Annotated in this window: 17 protein-coding genes; 10 read left to right on the forward strand and 7 right to left on the reverse strand. The window is 72.4% G+C overall.

Annotated features, from left to right (window positions below; genetic code table 11):
• Positions 1-533: 533 nt before the first annotated feature.
• Genes ACWEQG_RS08190 through ACWEQG_RS08200 form a run of 3 tightly spaced genes read left to right on the forward strand, consistent with a single transcriptional unit; the run spans position 534 to position 4,398 of the window.
• Positions 534-1,430: an ABC transporter ATP-binding protein gene (locus ACWEQG_RS08190; protein ID WP_452282894.1), complete on the forward strand. Its 897-nt coding sequence runs from the start codon at positions 534-536 to the stop codon at positions 1,428-1,430.
• Complete coding sequence (locus ACWEQG_RS08195) at positions 1,427-3,775, forward strand: YhgE/Pip family protein (RefSeq protein WP_452282896.1); 2,349 nt, start codon at positions 1,427-1,429, stop codon at positions 3,773-3,775. Before ACWEQG_RS08190 ends, ACWEQG_RS08195 begins: the two co-directional genes overlap by 4 nt.
• The gene (locus ACWEQG_RS08200) at positions 3,772-4,398 is read left to right on the forward strand and encodes a TetR/AcrR family transcriptional regulator (RefSeq protein WP_452282898.1); all 627 of its coding nucleotides are present in this window, start codon (positions 3,772-3,774) and stop codon (positions 4,396-4,398) included. Before ACWEQG_RS08195 ends, ACWEQG_RS08200 begins: the two co-directional genes overlap by 4 nt.
• Positions 4,399-4,539: 141 nt before the next feature.
• On the opposite strand, the gene ACWEQG_RS08205 is transcribed toward ACWEQG_RS08200, so the two are convergent.
• Positions 4,540-5,469: a hypothetical protein gene (locus tag ACWEQG_RS08205; RefSeq protein ID WP_452282900.1), complete on the reverse strand. Its 930-nt coding sequence runs from the start codon at positions 5,467-5,469 to the stop codon at positions 4,540-4,542.
• A gap of 166 nt (positions 5,470-5,635) precedes the next feature.
• Between ACWEQG_RS08205 and ACWEQG_RS08210 the strand changes: the two genes are divergently transcribed.
• Together ACWEQG_RS08210 and ACWEQG_RS08215 are read left to right on the forward strand one after the other, a co-directional pair.
• Positions 5,636-7,462, forward strand: coding sequence for an extracellular solute-binding protein (locus ACWEQG_RS08210; protein WP_452282902.1), 1,827 nt, complete (start codon positions 5,636-5,638; stop codon positions 7,460-7,462).
• A 16-nt stretch (positions 7,463-7,478) separates the two neighbouring features.
• Positions 7,479-8,231, forward strand: coding sequence for a hypothetical protein (locus tag ACWEQG_RS08215; protein WP_452282904.1), 753 nt, complete (start codon positions 7,479-7,481; stop codon positions 8,229-8,231).
• Between the two features lie 9 nt (positions 8,232-8,240).
• Here the strand turns inward: ACWEQG_RS08215 and ACWEQG_RS08220 are convergent, their stop codons facing one another.
• The 4 genes from ACWEQG_RS08220 to ACWEQG_RS08235 are packed head-to-tail and all read right to left on the reverse strand — an operon-like array spanning position 8,241 to position 10,718.
• Positions 8,241-8,618, reverse strand: coding sequence for a hypothetical protein (locus ACWEQG_RS08220; RefSeq protein ID WP_452282906.1), 378 nt, complete (start codon positions 8,616-8,618; stop codon positions 8,241-8,243).
• On the reverse strand, positions 8,612-9,106 hold the full coding sequence (locus ACWEQG_RS08225) for an acyl-CoA thioesterase (protein ID WP_452282908.1): 495 nt from the start codon (positions 9,104-9,106) through the stop codon (positions 8,612-8,614). Before ACWEQG_RS08225 ends, ACWEQG_RS08220 begins: the two co-directional genes overlap by 7 nt.
• 1 nt (position 9,107) lies before the next feature.
• Positions 9,108-9,740, reverse strand: a complete 633-nt coding sequence (locus ACWEQG_RS08230; protein ID WP_452282910.1) for a TetR/AcrR family transcriptional regulator — start codon at positions 9,738-9,740, stop codon at positions 9,108-9,110.
• 33 nt (positions 9,741-9,773) lie between these two features.
• Complete coding sequence (locus tag ACWEQG_RS08235; protein WP_452282912.1) at positions 9,774-10,718, reverse strand: threonine ammonia-lyase; 945 nt, start codon at positions 10,716-10,718, stop codon at positions 9,774-9,776.
• Between the two features lie 75 nt (positions 10,719-10,793).
• Between ACWEQG_RS08235 and ACWEQG_RS08240 the strand changes: the two genes are divergently transcribed.
• On the forward strand, positions 10,794-11,702 hold the full coding sequence (locus ACWEQG_RS08240; RefSeq protein WP_452282914.1) for a LysR family transcriptional regulator: 909 nt from the start codon (positions 10,794-10,796) through the stop codon (positions 11,700-11,702).
• A 41-nt stretch (positions 11,703-11,743) separates the two neighbouring features.
• Positions 11,744-13,027: a serine hydrolase domain-containing protein gene (locus tag ACWEQG_RS08245; RefSeq protein ID WP_452282916.1), complete on the forward strand. Its 1,284-nt coding sequence runs from the start codon at positions 11,744-11,746 to the stop codon at positions 13,025-13,027.
• A 22-nt stretch (positions 13,028-13,049) separates the two neighbouring features.
• Here ACWEQG_RS08245 and ACWEQG_RS08250 read toward each other — a convergent pair whose 3' ends face one another.
• Complete coding sequence (locus ACWEQG_RS08250; RefSeq protein WP_452282918.1) at positions 13,050-13,874, reverse strand: cellulose binding domain-containing protein; 825 nt, start codon at positions 13,872-13,874, stop codon at positions 13,050-13,052.
• Between the two features lie 279 nt (positions 13,875-14,153).
• Here ACWEQG_RS08250 and ACWEQG_RS08255 point away from each other — a divergent pair, with 279 nt between their 5' ends.
• Positions 14,154-15,320 carry a hypothetical protein gene (locus ACWEQG_RS08255; protein WP_452282920.1) on the forward strand — a complete coding sequence of 389 codons (1,167 nt, stop codon included), beginning with the start codon at positions 14,154-14,156 and terminating at the stop codon, positions 15,318-15,320.
• On the opposite strand, the gene ACWEQG_RS08260 is transcribed toward ACWEQG_RS08255, so the two are convergent.
• Entirely contained in the window at positions 15,308-15,583 is a 276-nt protein-coding gene (locus tag ACWEQG_RS08260) for a helix-turn-helix domain-containing protein (protein ID WP_452282922.1), read from the reverse strand. The two genes, ACWEQG_RS08255 and ACWEQG_RS08260, sit on opposite strands and share 13 nt — an antisense overlap.
• A gap of 55 nt (positions 15,584-15,638) precedes the next feature.
• Between ACWEQG_RS08260 and map the strand changes: the two genes are divergently transcribed.
• Positions 15,639-16,406 (forward strand): type I methionyl aminopeptidase, encoded by a 768-nt coding sequence (map, locus tag ACWEQG_RS08265; RefSeq protein WP_452282924.1) that lies wholly within the window; start codon positions 15,639-15,641, stop codon positions 16,404-16,406.
• A gap of 56 nt (positions 16,407-16,462) precedes the next feature.
• Positions 16,463-17,101 carry a LysE family translocator gene (locus ACWEQG_RS08270; RefSeq protein ID WP_452282926.1) on the forward strand — a complete coding sequence of 213 codons (639 nt, stop codon included), beginning with the start codon at positions 16,463-16,465 and terminating at the stop codon, positions 17,099-17,101.
• The last annotated feature ends 34 nt before the right edge of the window (positions 17,102-17,135 follow it).

The raw sequence follows: 17,135 nt of genomic DNA on the forward strand, positions 1-17,135 counted from the left end.
TCCGGTAGGCGCCCGCGCTGGGCGCCGCGTTGGAGACGCCGGTGAAGACGCCGCCGACCAGGGCGGCGACCCCGATGAGGGTGCCGATCACCCCGAATCCGGTTCTGGTACTCCTTCTCAAACCGAGCTCCTCGCAGATCGTGCAGGACCCCTGACCGAGGCGGTGGCGCGAGGCCACTCCTGATCCCGCGGGGGGCAATTCATGAATGTGAACAACATCCATGAACCGGAACGCGGCTTAAATTACGGACCGTGGGAACCCGGGTCAATGCTCCGTGTCGGACGCGTGACGCCCCGAACCGGACGCCCGCCGGTTTGGCCAGGTGAGAGCCGGAGCGCCGAGGTCTCCTCGGTGAAATTTTCATGAAACGCCCGCGCCGCGCGAGTGCCCGGCGACGTCGGAGCGGCGCATCCCAGAGGCCCGATCGGCCTCACCTGTGTAGGTGACATCACATCGCGCCGAGGCGGCGCGAGGGATCCTGGGCGCTATTGTTTTGTACCGACTGGTCAGTGCAAAAGAGTGGAGCACAGACATGGATGCCCGGCGGCCCTTGGATCCCACACCCACTGCCGGAGCTCCCGCCACACCGTCCGGCGGCGCCTTCGCGGGTGTCGAGGTGGCGGCGCGGGGACTGGGCGTCCGGGGTGGTCACGGCTGGGTCTACCGGCACGTCTCACTGCACGCGGCTCCCGGGACGCTCACCGTCGTCGCGGGTGAGGCGGGCAGCGGCCGTACGAGCCTGCTGCTCACCCTCGCGGGGCGGATGAAGCCCACCGAGGGAACGCTCACCGTGGGCGGCCTGGTGGCGCCTCGCAGGATCGCGCAGGTGGCCGCCCTCGGACTCTTCGCGCAGGTGAACCCCTTCGACGACGCCCTGTCCGTGCGGGAGCACCTGCAGGAGCGCCTGCGCGCGCACGGGTTCCTGTGGCGCAGGCGGCACCCCGGCGCCGCCCGCGCGGCCCTCACCCACGCCGGGCTCGATCCGGGCGCGCTGCCGCAGGGCGATCGGACGCCGGCCAGGGGGCTCACCCGTGACCAGGCGGTCCGGCTGGGCGTGGCGCTCGCGCTGCTCGACCAGCCGGGCCTGCTCCTCGTGGACGACGCCGACATCGGCATTCCCGCAGGCAGGCGCCACGAGTTGTGGGACACGCTCCGCGGCCTGGCCGACGAGGGCCTCACGGTCGTCGCGGCCTGCACCGACGCCGAGGAGGCGGCCGGCGTGGCCACCACGCTGCTGCCGCTGCCCGTCGAGCGGGCGGCCGCGCTCCGCGACGAGACGGCCGGGGACCCGGACGGCACGGGCGAGGACACCTCCGGCGACCCCGATCACGACCGCGGGGACGACCGCGGGGACGACCGCGGGGACGACTGCGGGGCGGCGCCCCGCGACGACGACCGTCACGATGCCGAGGAAGGGGCACGCCGATGAGGGCCCTCCTCCCCGGCCGGTTCGAACTGCGCAGGTTCATGCGCTCGCGGCTCACCAGGGCCGCGCTGGTCGCCGTCGTGATGCTGCCCCTGCTGTACGCCGGGCTCTACCTGTGGTCGTTCTGGGATCCACAGGCGAACCTGAGCCGCGTACCGGTGGCCCTCGTGGTGGAGGACCGTCCGGCCACCGTCGCCGGAGCCGCGGGAGACCGGCCGAGCACGGTGGACGCCGGCCGCGAACTCGCCGACGAACTGGAGGAGCGCAGGGTCTTCGCCTGGCACCGGGTCGGCGCGGCCGAGGCCGACAGGGGCGTCCGCGAGGGGCGTTACTACCTGTCGCTCACGATTCCGGCCGACTTCAGCGCCGACCTCGCCTCGCCCTCCGGTGACGGCACGCCGCATCCGGCCCGGCTCGGCGTACGGGTGGACACCGGGCGCAGCTACATCATGGGAACGATCTCGGACGCCGTGTTCCGCGAGGTCAAGCAGGCGGCCGGGCGCAGCGCGGTCAAGGACTACCTCGACCAGATCTTCCTGTCCTTCGGCGAGCTGCACGACAAGACCACCCAGGCGGCCGACGGCGCCGACCGGCTCCACGACGGGGCCGCCACCGCGAGCGACGGCGCCGCTTCGCTGGCCCAGGGCCTCGGGTCCGCGCAGGACGCGACGGACCGCCTGTCATCCGGGGCCGACGCCCTGTACGGCGGGTCGAAACAGCTGACGAGCGGGCTGCACCAGGCCAGGACCGGCTCGGCCACCTTGTCCGCCGGCCTGGCGAAGGCGGCCTCCGGCGCGGCCGACCTCCGCGAGGGCCTGTCCGCGCTCGACAAGGGGGCGGCCAAGCTGGCAGAGGGCAACCGCGAGGCCTACCGCCAGGTGCACGCCCTGTCTCCGACCGTCGACCGCGCGGCCGACACCTACGTCCCCGTGCTGAAGCGGAACGGCGACCGCATCCGGCGGGCCGCGCTCACCCTGGCGGAGGGCGCCGACGGCTTCGCGGACGCGCTCGACGGCCTGCCCCGGGAGGTGCGGAGCTCGGCCGGCACGGCCCGGCAGGACCTGCGTGCCGTCGAACGCTGGCTGGACACCCATCCCGACGCCGACCCCGAGCTGCGCACGCTGGTGGAACGCGCCGCGGGGTCGGCCGGCGACCTCGCGTCGGCCGCCGGACGGCTGCAGGACCGCCTCGGCGCCCAGCAGGGCAGGCGTGACGACCTCGCCCGTACGGCGCGGACGGTGGCGGACGACGCCCGCGAGCTGGCCGCCGCCGCACCCGGCCTCGGCACCGCCCTGGACGACGCCCGCGACAAGTTCAACGAGCTGGACAAGGGTCTCAGGCGACTGGCCGACGGAGCGTCCGACCTGCACGACGGCACCGGCAAGGCTCTGAGCGGGGCCTCCTCGCTGTCCACGGGCCTCGGCACGCTGAACGCGGGCGCGCGCGGACTGTCCACCGGCCTGGCCAGACTCGACGACGGAGCGGGCAGCCTCACCACGGGCCTCGCCTCACTCGCCTCCGGAGCGGGCAAGCTCGACAACGGCATCGGCGCGCTGCGGCGGGGGGCCGGGAAGCTCGACTCCGGGCTGGTCAAGCTGACCGACGGCTCGGGCGAGCTGGCCGGTGAGCTCGGCGACGGGGCCGGCCGGATCCCCGACTACGGGGCCGGGGAACGCGCCAGCCGTACGGACATGATGAGCGACCCCGTCCGGCTCGCCACCACGGTGGACAACGAGGTGCCGAACTATGGGACCGGCTTCGCGCCGTTCTTCGTGCCGCTGGCGCTGTGGGTCGGCGCGATGGTGACGTACATGGTGCTGCGGCCGCTCAACCCGCGGCTGCTCGCCGGGTCGGCGCCGGCCTGGCGCACGGCGCTCGCGGGCTGGCTGCCGGGTCTCGCGATGGGCACGCTCCAGGTGGCGGTGCTGCTCGCCGTGCTGCGCTTCGGGCTCGGGCTGCGGGCCGGCAGCTGGCCGGGCGTGGCGGCGTTCCTCGTGCTCGTGACGGCGGCGTTCCTCGCGATCGTGCAGGCGGTCAACGCGCTGCTCGGGCCGCCCGGACGGGTCGCGGTGCTGGCACTGCTCATGCTGCAGCTCACCTCGTCGGCGGGCACCTACCCCATCGAGACCTCTCCCGGCTTCTTCCAGGCGATCTCGCCGTGGTTGCCGATGAGCTGGGTGGTGTCGGCGATGCGCCGGCTCATCAGCGGCGGCGACACCACCGTGGTGTGGCAGGCTTGCGGCGTGCTGTCCCTGTTCGTCGCCCTCGGTCTCGCGCTCACCGTGCTCGCCGTCCGCCGCGGCCGTACCTGGTCGATGCGCCGTCTCAAGCCGGAGCTGTCGCTGTGAGCCGCCCAACGGACGGCCCGACGGACGGCCCGGCGAAGGAACAGGGCGGCAGGCGGGCCGAGACGCGGCAGCGGCTGTACCGTGCCGCGGCCGACCTCATCGCCGAGCAGGGCTTCGCGGCCACGACCGTCGACGCGATCGCCGAACGCGCCGGGGTGGCCAAGGGCACCGTCTTCTACAACTTCGGCAGCAAGGAAGCGCTGTTCGCCGGGCTGCTCGACCACGGGATCGAGCGGCTCGCCGACGCCCTCGCCGAGGCCGCGCGCGGCCCCGCCGCCTCGCCGGTCGCCATGCTCGACGCGCTCATGCTCGCCCAGCTCCGCTTCTTCGACGAGTACGGGCCCTTCGCCCGGGTGCTGCTGGCCGAGTTGTGGCGGGCGGCGTGGCAGGACGCCGTCCTGCGGCTGCGTACGAGCGTGCTCGCGGCGTACGAGCGCGTTCTCACGGACGCGGTCGAGGCCGGCGAGCTGCGCCCGGGGTTCGACACCGGCACCGCCGCGACGGCCGTCTTCGGCATGGTGCTCACCGTCGCCATCGAACGCCGTGCCCTGCGCCCCGACCAGCCGGTCGAGGACGTCCACGCCACCCTCGCCGAACTCGTCCACCGCCGCATCTCGCCCTGACCGGGCGCGGTGAGAAGGGCCGGGATCCACAGGGCCGGGATCCACAGGGCCGGGATCCACGGGGACAGGACACCGGTCGCGCGAGCACCGAGCCCGCCCGGCGACCCCCAAGACCCCCCATCCGCCGCAGGGCCAGGGGCCTCAGGAGAAGAGGTCGTCCACGGATTTCGCCGTGGCCGCCCGGCGGATCCATTTCTCCAGCAAGTGCAGGTCGGAGCATCGACTGATCCGCTCACGCGCTTCGGAAGGGATGTCCAGGCCACGGGCGTCGAGCACGGCGAGGATCGCCTCGATCTCGCCCTCCGCGCGGCCCTCTTCCCGGCCCTCTTGACGACCCTCGATGCGCCCCCGTTCCAGACCTTGTTCCAGGCCCTTGTTCACCCACTCGGAGAAATAACGGTCACCGATGACCTTCTCGTAGTCGGCTGACGCTGTCATCAAGAGCTCCTTCAGTCGCTCGCCCGCTACAGCAGGTATCCGGCCGAACACGTAGTTCAAATATAGCTGGACGCCCTCCCCGCCCACCTCCTTCAGACCTTCCAGCATCGCCTGCAGCCCCTTGTCGATGTCGGGGTGGTCGCCGTTCATCGCCACCGACAGCACGGCCAGCACGGGATGCCTTCGCGCTTCGTCCGGGTCGGTGACCAGAGGCAGCCGGCCCGGATGGATCGCCACCGGGGTGACGGTCCCACTCGGGCCCATGGAGATGGGCCGCTCGCACCAGCGGCCCACCGCCCGGTTCAGGCAGATCACCAGCAGGGCGGTGTCACACTTCAGCCGGGCACGCAGCGCGGCGGCGTACACGGGCCAGCTGAAGCGTTTGCGCGCGTCGCGACGCGACTGCACCTCGACGATCACCGCCAGGCGGGCCTTTCCCGCGCCGTCGCGGAGCACCACGACCGCGTCCGCGCGGTACTCCACGGGAGTCAGTTGTGTGGCGTCCACCGCCTCTGCCGTGGCCATGGCGAACTGGGGCGGGTCGATGCCGCCGACCGCGCGCAGCAGCTCCACGGCGGCACCGGGCCGGTCGTGGAAGAAATCGACGGTCTGCTGATGGATGAGCTTCGGCACGAGGCGAACTTTACTTATTGTGTTCGAGTCGTCACGGAGGATTATCGGAATCTGTGGATGGCGTGGGAACGGGGCTGATGCGTTAGCGAGACGAGATGATCGGCAACTAACGTGATCCGCCGTTCGTCGGGATGAATGCAGGCATCCCGGAGCAATGGAGGAGATCGTGTACCCCCCACCGCAGCAGAAGCGCCGTCGCAGCGTGGCTCCGTTCATCGTCGCGGTCGTCTTCGCGGGAGCGCTCATCGTCGGGTTGAAGCTGCTGTTCGGCGGGGTGTCGGGCGGCGGGAACGCCGGTGACGACAAGGACGGGAACGCGACCAGGCGCGCCTGCGACGACGGCGGGATCACGCTGACCGTCGCCGCCTCCAGTGAGAAGGCCGAGCTGCTGCGCACGATGGCCAACGGCTACAACGGCCACAAGGTGGACGGGCAGTGTGTGGACGTGGTCGTGAACTCCAAGGCGTCCGGCGGGGCGATGCAGGCCCTGGCGCGCGGCTGGGACGAGCGGCAGGACGGCCCGAAGCCGGACGTGTGGACGCCGGCGAGCGCCGGCTGGATCACCCTCCTGCGGCAGCGCGTCGAGGGCGGCGACCAGGCGTCCCCGGTGTCCGCGGAAAACCCGACGATCGCCACGTCTCCGCTGGTCATCGCGATGCCCAAGCCGATGGCACAGGCGCTCGGCTGGCCGTCGAAGAAGATCGGCTGGTCCGACATCCTGGACCTGGCCAACGACCCGAAGGGCTGGGCGAAGTACGACCACCCGGAATGGGGGCAGTTCCGTCTCGGCAAGACGAACCCGAACTTCTCCACGTCGGGCCTGAACGCGACCGTCGGGGCGTACTTCGCGGCCACCGGGCTGTCGGGCGACCTGACGGAACGGGACGTCGCCGCGGCGAAGACGCGTGACTTCGTCAAGGGTGTCGAGCGGTCCATCGTCCACTACGGCGACACCACGCTGACCTTCCTGTCCAACCTCCAGCACGCCGACGACTCCGGGACGGCCATGTCGTACATCTCCGCCGTGACGGTGGAGGAGAAGTCGGTCTGGGACTACAACCAGGGCAACCCGACGGGCGACCCCGAGACGCTCGGGGACCACGCCAAGCCGAAGGTCCCGCTGGTGGCGATCTATCCCAAGGAGGGCACGCTCTTCTCCGACCACCCGTACGCCGTGCTGTCCTGGGCGGACGCCGCCAAGAAGGCCGCGGCGGCGGACTTCCTGAAGTACCTCCAGGCGCCCGAGCGGCAGCAGGAGTTCGAGAAGTACGCCTTCCGGTCCTTCGACGGCAAGCCAGGCGGCCTCGTCACGACCGCCAACGGCCTCGACCCCAAGCAGCCGGCCACCACTCTCAGCACGCCGACTCCGCAGGTGCTCGACCGGATCCTCGCCAGCTGGGCCGAGCTGCGCAAGCCCGCCAACGTGCTGATGGTGATGGACGTCTCGGGCTCGATGGGCGCCGACGTCGCGGGCACCGGCAAGACCAAGCTCGACCTCGCCAAGCAGGCCGCGATCAACGCCCTGCCGCAGTTCGGCCCGAACGACCGCGTGGGCCTGTGGCTGTTCAGCCTCAAGCAGGACGGCGACAAGGACTACCGCGAGCTCGTTCCTCTGGGGACGAACAACCAGTCGCGCCTCAAGAACCGCATCAACGGCCTGATTCCCAGCGGCGGCACGGGGCTCTACGACACGGCCCTCGCGTCGTACCAGCACGTGATGCGGCACCAGAGCGGCGACGCGATCAACGCGGTCGTGTTCCTGACGGACGGCAAAAACGAGGACAACAACTCCATCTCGCTCGAGAACCTGCTGCCCGAACTGCGCAAGGAGGCGGGGCAGGAGACCGTGCGGATGTTCACCATCGCGTACGGCGCCGACGCCGACCTCGGCGTCCTGCGGAAGATCTCGCAGACCACCGACGCGGCGGCCTACGATTCGCGCAAGCCGGGGAGCATCGACGAGGTGTTCACCGCCGTGATCTCCAACTTCTGACCGGGAGCCCCTGCCTGTGTCCCGCTTCACCGACGAACTGCGCGACCCCTGGGCGCTGCTCCTGGGCGCCACGGCCGCCGGCGCGGCCTGGGCCGTCGACCTCCCTCCGGCGGGCGTGGCCGTCGCCGGGGTGGGGGTGCTGCTCATCAAGGCGTTCGCCTCCGCATGGCAGTCCGCGGGGGGCGAGAGCCGTACGGAGCCGCAGTCCCCGCCGGTCGCGCGCGGCAGCGTGGAGGAGGCGTGGCTGCGGCGGGCGGAGCAGGCCGCCGCGTCCTTCGCCGACCTGTCCGCCTCGATGCGCGGGCAGCTCCTGCTCGACCGGATCGCGGCCATGCGCCCGCAGGTGGACGACACCGTCGCGACCCTGCGCCGGCTGGCCGGGCACGCCACCGTCACCGGCTCCGCGCTGGCCCGTCTCGATCCCCGGTTCCTGGAGCAGGAGCGCGCACGGCTGACGCAGGCCCGGCGGACGGCCCGGCAGGAGGTCGCGGGCGAGCTCGACCGGTCGATCGCCGCCCTGGACGCCCAGCGCGAGGTGTACGACCGGTTGTCGGGCGCCCGGGAGCGGGTGCTGGCCCGGCTGCAGTCGGGCGCCATCAGCCTGGAGGGCCTGGTCGCCCGGGCCGTCGAGATCTCCGCCATGACCGCGACCGCCGACGGCGCGGGCGGCGGCGCTCGGGCGCTCGACGACCTGACCTCCGAGCTCGAACTCACCCGGCAGAGCCTGCACGAGGTCGAGGAGGCCACCCGCGACGACCTCGGCCCCTGATCGCCCCGCTCAGGCGGACGGCGCGGTCGCGGCGTGCCACAGGGCGGCTCTGTCCAGTTCGCCGACCTGCCAGGTGCGGGAGCGGAGCGTGCCCCGATGCCGGTACTCGCGCATGATCTCGACGTGCGCGCGCAGCCGGACGAACTCCCGCAGGTCGCTTTCGGCGCGCCACACCGACAGCGAACCGACCCGGCGGCCGGGGAGGTCCGCCCACAACCACATGCCGACCGCGCCGGGCAGCGACGACCACAGGCGGCTCAGCGACAGGCCGCGCCGCGCGATGCCGGGCAGGTCGAGCATCCGGTCCATCCGGAAGTCCGTCAGCGTGGCCACCAGTGGTCCCGGCCGCTCCGCGTCGGGCCCGGCGATCCAGCGCGACCTCAGCACGGCGCCGCCTCCGCGAGCACCGCGGGCGCCGTCCGCAGCAGAGGCGCGGCGGCGACGCGGATCTCGTCGCTGAACGGCGCCGGCCGGAAGGTGGCCGGATCCAGGTTGACGTTGACGCGGTAGCCCTCGGCGTGCACCGTGGCTTGCTCCCTGGCCTGCTCCGTGGCTTGGTCCGTGACGCGGTCCGCGGACAGCACGCGGAAGCCGTACACCCCGCTGGTGCGTCCCATCCGCTCCAGCCAGAAGTGCACCAGCCGCTCGCCCGGCTCCGCGATGGGCGCGTGGTAGGTCACCTTGAACTCGCGTACGGCCATGAGCACGTCGGGGAACGCCGACCGGGCGGGGTCGGGCGCCCAGCCGAGCCGGTGCCAGTACGCGCCGATGGCCCGTTCGACGAGCACGGCGTAGCGCGAGTTGTGCAGCAGCCCCATCGCGTCGAGGTCGTCGAAATACACCTGGACGGGTTCGTGGACGCCATCTGCGGTCATGTCAGTCCTCCGGGAGAAGCGCGGGGTCGGAACAGAGCGCACGCAGGCGCTGCAGCACGCCACGGCGGGCGTGGACGAGGGCCTGCGCCCCGTCGTACAACCGGGAGTGGATGATCACCATCTCGCCGAGCGCGTCGATTTCGTAGGCCAGCTGGGCCGGATCGACGCCGCCGTCCACCTCACCCAGCGTCACGGCCTCCGCGACCAGCCGGCGGATCAGCCCCTGCCACTCGTGCATGGCCCGCGCGAGCCGGTCGCGGACGGTCCCGGGGCGGTCGTCGAACTCGGCCTGCACGGCCAAGAAGAAGCACCCGCCGGGCAGCACACCGGTGCCGTAGAAGGCCAGCCTCGCCTCGTGCAGCGCGAACAGGCGCCGTACGCCCGCGGGGGCGCGCAGCGCGGGGCCCACAACCTGCTCGGTCCACTGCCGGGCGGCCCACTCCACGGCGTCGAGCTGCAGTTGTTCCTTGTCCCGCCAGTGGGCGAAGAGCCCGGACTTGCTGACGCCGGTCGCCGTCGCCAGCCGTCCGAGGGAGAGCCCGTCCAGCCCTTCGACGGAGGCCAGCTCCACCGCCTGCCGGAGAATCGTCTCGCGGCTGCGCAACCCGCGCAGCCGCCGGCCGTCTTGTGTCACCCGTCCAAACTATATGACCGACCGGTCGGTCGTCTATTCGGCGAGGAGGCGGGACAGTTCGGCCGGGCCGGCGTTGCCGCCCGTGCAGACGACGGCGACCCTCCGCCCGGCGAACTCCTCGCGCCGGGCCAGCAGCCCCGCGAGGGCGGCGGCCCCCGCGCCTTCGGCCAGGGTGTGGGCCTCGGTGAGCAGCAGGCGCTGGGCGCGCAGGATGTCCTCGTCGTCCACCAGGACGAAGTCGGCCAGCCCGTCCCGCATCACGGCCTGCGGGGTCGCGAACGCCGAACCGGTCGCGAGCCCCTCCACGACGGTCTTCACGGGCCGGGTCACGAGCTCCCCCAACCGCCAGGAGTCGTACGCGGCCGGGGCCTGGGCCGACTGGACGGCGATCACCCGGCAGCCCGGCGCGAGCGCGGCGGCGGCGATGCACGCGGCGGCGGCCCCGCTGCCGCTGCCCACGGGCACGAACACCGCCTCCAGATCCGGCCGGGCGGTGAACATCTCGACGTAGAGCGTGCCCACCCCCGCCAGGATGTCCGGCTCGTCGGCCGGGCTGATCAGCCTGCGCCCGGTCTCGGCGGCGAAGACCCTCGCGTGCTCCCCGGTCTCCACCATCGTCGCACCCCGGACCTCGATCGCCGCCCCGAGCGCCTCGACCGCCGCGACCTTGGCGGGGTTCGGGTTCTCCGGCATCAGGATCGCGCAGGGCACGCCGTACAGGCGGCAGGCGTACGCGATGGATTGCGCGTGGTTGCCGGTCGAGTACGCGACGACGCCCCGGGCGCGGTCGGCCATGCGGGCCAGCAGCGCGATGCCGCCGCGGACCTTGAACGCCCCCGTCGGCTGGACGTTCTCGTGCTTGACGTGGACCTCGGCGCCGACGGCCGCGTCGAGCACGGGATAGGACCATATGGGAGTCTCGGGCAGGTGAGGGGCGATGAGCCGCCGGGCGTCCAGGATGTCGCGGATGTTCGTCATGGCCCCAGCCTGGCCCGGGGCCCGACAATAGGTCCAACTGAAGTTTCCAGGCGAATCCATAGACGGGATCGATGAATGCCGCTTGACGTCGTACGACTGCGGGTTCTCGTGGCCGTGGCCCGGACCGGCACGGTGACCGCGGCGGCGCGGGAGCTGCACTACTCGCAGCCCTCGGTGAGCCACCACCTGGCCCGGCTGGAGGCGGAGACGGGCGCGAAGCTGGTGCAGCGGGTGGGCCGCGGCATCCGCCTCACCGAGGCCGGCCGCCTGCTCGCCGAGCGCGGCGCGGAGATCCTCGGCCGGCTGGAGGCGGCGTCCGCGGAGCTGTCCGCGCACGTCGGGCTGCGGGCCGGGCGCGTACGGCTGGCCGCGTTCCCCTCGTCCCTCGGCACGTTCGTCCCGGCCGCCGCCGCGCGGCTCGCCGACGACCACCCAGGACTGGATCTGCGGCTGATGGAGGCCGAGCCGCCCGAGGCGCTGCGGCTGCTGCGGGCGGGCCGGGTCGACGCGGCCGTGGTCTTCCGGTACGGCGAGAGCGGCCCGGACGATGGCACCGACGATGACACCGACGACGACACCAAGGACGACGGCGTCCGGCTGGTCCACCTGCTCGACGACCCGAGTCTCCTCGTCACCCCGGCCGCGCACGACGGCGCGGGTGACCTGGCGGCGTACGCGGACGGGCCGTGGATCGCGGGCTGCGAGCGGTGCCGGGCCCACCTGCTCGCGCTGTGCGCGCAGGCGGGCTTCGAGCCGCGCGTCTCGTTCACCACCGACGACTACGTGGCCGTCCAGGCCATGGTCGCGGCCGGTCTGGGCGTGACGGTCCTCCCCCGGCTGGCGCTGTCGGCCCATCGCCATCCGGACGTGCGGGTCCACGAACTGCCGGGCTCGACTCGCCGGGTCTACGCCGCGACGTACGGCGAGCCGCCCGACCCGCCCGCCACCGCGGCCCTGGTCGCCGCTTTGCTGGCTATCGCGTGAATTGTCTGCGCCGCGAGTCAAAGATCCACTAGAAATTGGACATGCGGAAAACGTCGCTGTACACGTCCATATCTGGCGACCAGGAAGGTCTGAGCAGGAGGGGCTTCCTCCAGATGGGCGCCCTCACGGTGCCCGCCCTCGCGTTCGGTGTCCAGGCGCGCCCTCTTCCCGTCGTGGAGACCACCGGGGTGGCGCCCACCGCGCTCGCCGGCTTCGACACGCTGATGAAGACCTACGTCAAGGATCGTGGGATCACCTGCGCGCAGCTCGCCATCTCCAAGAACGGCAAGCTGGTGCTCGCCAGGGGTTACCGCTACTCCGACGGCAGCCGGGCCATCCCCGCGGTGTCGCCGACGTCGCTGTTCCGGATCGCGAGCCTGAGCAAGCACATCACCGCCATCGCGATCATGCGGCTCGTCCAGGACGGCAAGCTCAGTCTGACCGCCTCGGTCGCGACGCTCCTCGGCCTGTCCACCACGGCCGACCCCCGGCTGGCGAAGGTGACCGTATGGCGGCTGTTGCAGCACACCGGTGGCTGGGACCGCGACGTCTCGGGCGACTACCTGTACATGGACCACGCGATCGCGGCCGCGCTCGGCGTCCCGCTGCCGATCAGCCAGGACCACATCATCACCTACGCCTGCGCCCGGCCGCTCGACTTCGAACCCGGCACGCGGTACGCCTACAGCAACTACGGCTACATGCTGCTCGGCCGCATCGTCGAGAAGGTCTCGGGCATGAGCTATGAGGCCTACGTCAAGCAGAAGATCCTCGCGCCGCTGGGGATCACCCGGCTCGGCCTGGGCCGTACGCTCCGGTCGGAGGCCGCGCCCGGCGAGGTCCTCTACGAGTCGCGGTACACGAGCAAGACCGTCACCGACGCCTCGGGCACGATCGTGCCCACGCCGTACGGCGGGTTCAGCATGCCCAACCGCGCCGGCGGCGGCGGGTGGCTCGCCTCCGCCGTCGACCTGGTGCGCCTCGCGAAGGTGCTCGACGCGCCGAACACCGTGCTGAACTCGACCTCCATCAGCAGGATGCTCGCCAAACCGGAGACCGGCGTCAACGAGAACGGCTCCTGGTATGGCGCCGGGCTGTGGGTCCGCCAGGTCACGGGGCACGTCAACACCTGGCACGACGGCTCGCTGCCCGGGACCTACACCTACACCGCCCGCCTGCAGAACGGCTTCAGCTACGCCGCGCTGTTCAACCGCCGCGAGGAGACCGGCTCGCCCGACTTCGACGTGCTCAGTCCGCTCGTCAACGCGGAGATCGGGAAGGTGACGAGCTGGCCGACCACCGACCTCTTCCCTCGCTACTTCTGAGGCCGCCCGCTGACGACTCCGTTCAGCTCGGGCTCGGTGCGGGCGACGGTGTGGCGACGTCGTTGTCCAGCTCCCTGGCGGTCCACAGGGCGACGCCGCTGCCCGGCAGCTGACTGATCCGGGACAGGAACGTGGCGCTGCCGTCCGTCGCGTCGTCGTCCTCCGCCGCGAAGACGGTGAGGGACTGCCAGGTGCTCCACTGGTCGGCGGGGAAGAGCAGCCGGGGGCCGATGGACAGGTCCGGATCGCCGAGCAGCCGCTCGCTGTCGACGGTCACCCAGCCGTACGACGGCTTCTGGCTGAGCCGCACGTGGATGAGCGCCGAGCCGCCTTCGGGCACGACGATGTCCGCGGGCGAGACGACGACGCTCGGCGTGGCGCTCGGGCTCGGCGACGGGACGGGGGTGGGGGCCGGGCTGGGCGACGGGCCGGCCACGCACGGCACGCCGTTGACGGCGAAGTCCGTGGGCCGCGGATTGCTCCCGCGCCAGGTGCCGGCGAACCCGACGGCGGCCGACGCGCCGGGCGAGATCGAGCCCGCCGGGACCGAGGCGGCGACCAGGTGGCCGGTCTGCGCCCACTGCGCCGACCAGCCGTAGGTGAGCCGCTGCGAGCCGGGGAAGGTGAACGTCAGCGTCCAGCCCGCGATGTGGTCACCGGTGTTGGCGACGTCCACACTGGCCGTGAAGCCGCCCCCGTCCTCTCCCCACTGCGTGGTCGCGTACGTGACCTCGCAGGAGACCGCGGCGTCGGCCGTGCCCGTGACGAGCCCGGTCGTGGCGGCAGCCGCGACCATCGCGGCCGCGAGGACGGCCGCGCGACGCAACCGGCCGTGGGGGAATCGCATCCGGCACCTCCATGGTGAGCTGACCACACCGTCCGGGCCGGCTGCGACTGATCGCCGGCGACGCTCCCAGCGTCAGGTCTGCCTCGCCCGCTGTACAGGAATTGCGGCGGCCCGCCCGCGCCGTGGCCGGCCGGGCGCGTGCCGGCCCGTCCCCGCTCACCTCGGTCAACACCCGCGACGGCGGCCGGGGCGCGGAGGCCGCCGCCCGTGCGGACCGGTGAAAGATTCAGAGCGGACGGTTCCCGGGACGGGTTCCGGCCCTCATGCGATCATGTCCGGGTGCGTACCAGTATGGGAGCACTCGCCGCGCTGGTCCTCGTGTGCGCGTCCACGCTGATCGCGGACACGGCCCGGTACGGCGCCGAGCGGACGGCCGGCCACGCCGTCGAAACGTCCTCGCGGTGGACCCTGAGGTACGCGGCCAGGGAACCCGAGGACTTTCCGGTGTCGATGGTCTACGCGGCGGACGGCGGAGTGTCGCTGTTCGTCAGGAAGAGGCCGGGCCCCGGCTGGTCGATGCTGCGGTGGGACGGGACCTCCTGGAGACGCGCCGGCCTGCCCGCGCAGTTCGGCAAGGCCTGGGGGCTGGAGGTCGGTGGATCTCCGTCCGGGCAGACGATCTGGGCGGCCTTGAGCGTCCCCGGCAAGTACGACACCGTGACAGAGCATCTGTGGCGGTTTTCCGGCGGGCGCTGGACACGCCTGCTCTCCCGCGACGCGACGTGGAACGGAGTGGTCGACATCTCCGTCGACGCGCGGGGCGGCGCCTGGTTGATCACCGGCATGGACCCGGACGGGGCTCCCTCCACCGTGCTGCGCTGGAGGGACGGCGCCTGGCGCCGGCAGCCGTCGCCCCCGCAGTTCGACCTCATCGCGGTCGCCGCCGCGAGCCCGGACGACGTGTGGATCGTCGGCCGGGAGCGGGGGTACAGATTGCTGCACTGGAACGGCGCGTCATGGCAGGACGCGCCCTACCCGTGCGCGATCGGCTCCGCTCGTCCGCCCTGCCGCGAACGCGCTCACCTGGTCGACCTGGACCTGGCCGCGCGGCCGGACGGCCAGGCGTGGGCGGCCGGGCCCTACTGGCCGGACGGCGGCAGCGCCGTCGTCCTCCACTGGAACCGCACGCGATGGGTGCAGGTGGGCACGGACCTGACCAGGACGGGCCTGACTGCGGTGCGTGTCGACCCAGAAGGCGGCGTGTGGATGGCGGCTCATCCCGCCTCCGGCGCGCCCTATGTCCTCAGCCTGCGCGACGGCGGCTGGACCAGATCCACCCTGCCGGCGGGTGGCCCCGGCGAGCGCATCGTCGACATCGTGCCCGTGCGGGGCACGACGCGGCTCTGGGTGCGCACACGGCGGCCCGATCCCACCGGTGGCGGGACGACCTCGCTGGTGTACGAGCTCTCCTGGGAAACGGCGCGGCCGGGGCGTCAGCCGGCTTGACGGAGCTCGGCGGCGTGCGGGCCCTCGGCGCAGGCGGCGGCCAGCTCGTCCAGCGACAGGCCAAGCGCGTCGGCGAGCGCGGCGACGGTGAAGAAGGCCGGGGTCGGGGCCCGGCCGGTCTCGATCTTGCGCAGCGTTTCGGCCGACAGCCCGGCCGCCGCCGCGACCTCGACCATGCTGCGCTCGCCGCGCGCCTGCCGGAGCAGGGCGCCGAACCGCTCCCCCCGCAGGCGTTCCTCGGGGGTCAGGGGCACTCTCACCATGACCGTGATACTAATACCGGTATAGTTATTGGTGCCACTAGGGAAGGCAAGTGTCATGGTGGAGATCAAGACCGACGCCGCGCTGGACGCGATGCGGGAGGCGGGGCGCGTGGTGGCCCGCATCCTCGACGCCGTGCGGAAAGCCGCGGCCATCGGGGTGCGGCTCACGGATCTGGACGAGACCGCGCGGGCGGTGTTGCGCGAGGCGGGGGCGAGCTCGCCGTTCCTCGGCTACCGGCCGCGGTTCGCGCCGACCCCGTTTCCCGCCGTGATCTGCGTGTCCGTCAACGACGCGATCGTGCACGGCATCCCGACGGACTACCGGCTGCGTGACGGCGACGTCGTCGGCGTCGACTGCGGCGCGGAACTGGACGGCTGGACGGCCGACGCCGCCGTCACGTTCATCGTGGGCACGCCGCGGCCCGGCGACCTGGAGCTCGTCGACACCACGCGCCGGGCCCTGGAGGCCGGGATCGCCGCCGCGACCGTGGGCAACCGCATCGGGGACATCTCGGCGGCGATCGGCGCGGTCGCCGAGGAGGCCGGGTACGGCATGCCCAGGGACTTCGGCGGCCACGGCATCGGCCGCCGCATGCACGAGGACCCGTCGGTGCCGAACCACGGCCGGCCCGGCCGGGGCTATCCCCTGCGGCACGGCCTCGCGCTGGCCATCGAGCCGATGTTCATCGCAGGAGGCCGGGACGGCTACCGCACGGCGGGCGACGGCTGGACACTGCACAGCGTGGACGGCAGCCGGGCCGCCCACATGGAGCACACGATCGCGGTCACCGAGGACGGCCCCCGCGTGCTGACCACGCTCTGAGCAGGAGCCGTAAATAGGAGTGCCTGAACAGGCGCGGTGTCCGTACCATCCGAGCCATGCCGACTCTACCCACGCTCGCCCTGTTCGCCGCCGCCACGCTGGCGCTGCTCGTGGTCCCGGGACCCGCCGTGCTCTACATCGTCACCCGCAGCGTGGCCCAGGGCCGTTCGGCGGGGCTGGTGTCGGTGCTCGGCGTGCACGCCGGTTCGCTGGTGCACATCGCCGCCGCGGCGTTCGGGATCACCGCGCTGCTCGCCGCCTCGGCCACGGCCTTCGCCGTCGTGAAGTACCTCGGTGCGGCCTACCTCGTCTACCTGGGAGTCCGCAAGCTCATGCGGCGGCCGGAGACGGAGGACGCGGAGGTCACGGTGGCCTCGAACTCCCGGCTGTTCGGCGAGGGGTTCGTGGTCAACGTGCTGAACCCCAAGACCGCCATGTTCTTCCTGGCGTTCCTGCCGCAGTTCGTCGATCCGGCGCGCGGGCCGGTGGCGCCGCAGGTGCTCGTGCTCGGGGCCGTGTGGGTCGCGCTGGGCATGGCCAGCGACGGCACGTACGCGCTGCTGGCCTCGGTCCTCGCCGGCCGGCTGCGCTCCTCGGCCCGGGCCCGGCGGCGGCTCGACCAGGGCAGCGGCGTCGTCTACCTCGGCCTCGGCGCGGTGGCGGCTCTGGCCACCGAGGGCGCCAGGAAGCTCTGACGGCTACCGGGACATTTGTACTGCCGTAATCGGG

The organism is Microbispora sp. NPDC004025 (assembly GCF_053604425.1).